The organism is Shewanella sp. MMG014 (assembly GCF_018100775.1).
GTDB lineage: Bacteria > Pseudomonadota > Gammaproteobacteria > Enterobacterales > Shewanellaceae > Shewanella > Shewanella japonica.
In genome coordinates this window covers 1-3160 of the sequence record NZ_JAGJDZ010000025.1, presented here as the reverse complement: position 1 = coordinate 3160, position 3160 = coordinate 1, and the positions used below count along the sequence as shown (strand labels likewise).

Here is a 3160-nt window from a genome sequence, read left to right as displayed (position 1 = left end):
TCTTTAACAATTTGGAAAGCTGATAGTATTTAATACGATGATGTCTGTCGTTGTATTAATTACAAATCGTATTACTGAGAAGTTAATCCCTTTTTAGTAATACATTGAGTTCTCAAAACACTTTATTAAGTGTCTTGAATATTCTAAAACTAAGGCGAATTTGTGTAGTGTTAATTCACATGCAAATTATGTAATAAACCAGCTAGTTACGGTACAACTTGAGTTTCTTTGAAACTTATTTGGGTTGTATGGTTAAGTGACTAAGCGTATACGGTGGATGCCTTGGCAGTCAGAGGCGATGAAGGACGTAGTAACTTGCGAAAAGCGTTGGCGAGCTAGTAACAAGCATTTGAGCTAACGATGTCCGAATGGGGAAACCCGGCCACATAAGTGGTCATCATACAGTGAATACATAGCTGTATGAGGCGAACTCGGGGAACTGAAACATCTAAGTACCCGAAGGAAAAGAAATCAACCGAGATTCCCCTAGTAGCGGCGAGCGAACGGGGATTAGCCCTTAAGTCTATGGGGTGTTAGTGGAATGTGTTGGAAAGCACAGCGGCACAGGGTGATAGCCCCGTACACGAAAACTAACCATAGATGAAATCGAGTAAGGCGGGACACGTGACATCCTGTTTGAATATGGGGGGACCATCCTCCAAGGCTAAATACTCCTGACTGACCGATAGTGAACCAGTACCGTGAGGGAAAGGCGAAAAGAACCCCTGTGAGGGGAGTGAAATAGAACCTGAAACCGTATACGTACAAGCAGTGGGAGCGGTTCTTGAGACCGTGACTGCGTACCTTTTGTATAATGGGTCAGCGACTTACGTTTTGTAGCGAGGTTAAGCGAATAGCGGAGCCGTAGGGAAACCGAGTGTTAACTGCGCGTTTAGTTGCAAGGCGTAGACCCGAAACCGAGTGATCTAGCCATGGGCAGGTTGAAGGTTGAGTAACATCAACTGGAGGACCGAACCGACTAATGTTGAAAAATTAGCGGATGACTTGTGGCTGGGGGTGAAAGGCCAATCAAACTCGGAGATATCTGGTTCTCCTCGAAAGCTATTTAGGTAGCGCCTCGAGCGAATACCACTGGGGGTAGAGCACTGTTAAGGCTAGGGGGTCATCCCGACTTACCAACCCTTTGCAAACTCCGAATACCAGTGAGTACTACTCGGGAGACAGACGGCGGGTGCTAACGTCCGTCGTCAAAAGGGAAACAACCCAGACCATCAGCTAAGGTCCCAAAGTTATTGCTAAGTGGGAAACGATGTGGGAAGGCTTAGACAGCTAGGATGTTGGCTTAGAAGCAGCCATCATTTAAAGAAAGCGTAATAGCTCACTAGTCGAGTCGGCCTGCGCGGAAGATTTAACGGGGCTAAGCAATACACCGAAGCTATGGGTTTGCACTTAGGTGCAAGCGGTAGAGGAGCGTTCTGTAAGCGGTTGAAGGTGAAGGGGTAACCCACACTGGACGTATCAGAAGTGCGAATGCTGACATGAGTAACGATAATGGGGGTGAAAAACCCCCACGCCGAAAGACCAAGGGTTCCTGTCCAACGTTAATCGGGGCAGGGTGAGTCGACCCCTAAGGCGAGGCTGAAAGGCGTAGTCGATGGGAAACAGGTCAATATTCCTGTACTTTTGCTAACTGCGATGGAGAGACGGAGAAGGCTAGGCTAGCGCGGCGTTGGTTGTCCGCGTTTAAGGTTGTAGGCTGTTCACTTAGGCAAATCCGGGTGAACATTAGGCTGAGAGCTGATGACGAGCCGCTAAGGCGGTGAAGTAGTTGATGCCATGCTTCCAGGAAAATCTTCTAAGCTTCAGGTTAGTAGGAATCGTACCCCAAACCGACACAGGTGGTCGGGTAGAGAATACCAAGGCGCTTGAGAGAACTCGGCTGAAGGAACTAGGCAAAATGGTACCGTAACTTCGGGAGAAGGTACGCTCCTGACGGTGATGAGACTTGCTCTCTAAGCTGTTGGGAGTCGCAGATACCAGGTGGCTGCAACTGTTTATCAAAAACACAGTACTGTGCAAAATCGCAAGATGACGTATACGGTATGACGCCTGCCCGGTGCTTGAAGGTTAATTGATTGGGTTATCTTCGGAGAAGCTCATGATCGAAGCCCAAGTAAACGGCGGCCGTAACTATAACGGTCCTAAGGTAGCGAAATTCCTTGTCGGGTAAGTTCCGACCTGCACGAATGGCGTAATGATGGCCACGCTGTCTCCAGCCGAGACTCAGTGAAGTTGAAATTGCGGTGAAGATGCCGTATACCCGCGGCTAGACGGAAAGACCCCGTGAACCTTTACTATAGCTTGGCACTGAACATTGAACCTACATGTGTAGGATAGGTGGGAGACTTTGAAGCTTCGTCGCTAGATGGAGTGGAGTCAATCTTGAAATACCACCCTTGTAGTTTTGATGTTCTAACCGCGGCCCCTAATCGGGGTTCGGGACAGTGCCTGGTGGGTAGTTTGACTGGGGCGGTCTCCTCCCAAAGAGTAACGGAGGAGCACGAAGGTTGGCTAAGTACGGTCGGACATCGTACGGTTAGTGCAATGGCATAAGCCAGCTTAACTGCGAGACATACACGTCGAGCAGGTACGAAAGTAGGTCATAGTGATCCGGTGGTTCTGTATGGAAGGGCCATCGCTCAACGGATAAAAGGTACTCCGGGGATAACAGGCTGATACCGCCCAAGAGTTCATATCGACGGCGGTGTTTGGCACCTCGATGTCGGCTCATCACATCCTGGGGCTGAAGTCGGTCCCAAGGGTATGGCTGTTCGCCATTTAAAGTGGTACGCGAGCTGGGTTCAGAACGTCGTGAGACAGTTCGGTCCCTATCTGCCGTGGGCGTTGGATGATTGAAGGAAGCTGCTCCTAGTACGAGAGGACCGGAGTGGACGAACCGCTGGTGTTCGGGTTGTTATGCCAATAGCATTGCCCGGTAGCTACGTTCGGAATCGATAACCGCTGAAAGCATCTAAGCGGGAAGCGAGTCCTAAGATGAGTCATCCCTAGGAATTTAATTCCTCTAAAGAGCCGTTCGAGACTAGGACGTTGATAGGCAGGGTGTGTAAGCGTTGTGAGGCGTTGAGCTAACCTGTACTAATGACTCGTGAGGCTTAACCATACAACCCAGATGAGTTTT

1 rRNA gene is annotated in these 3160 nt (G+C 49.3%); it reads left to right on the top strand.

The window, feature by feature from the left end:
- The first annotated feature begins 250 nt into the window (after nt 1-250).
- Nucleotides 251-3142 (top strand): 23S ribosomal RNA (locus J8L86_RS20945).
- Nucleotides 3143-3160: the final 18 nt, after the last annotated feature.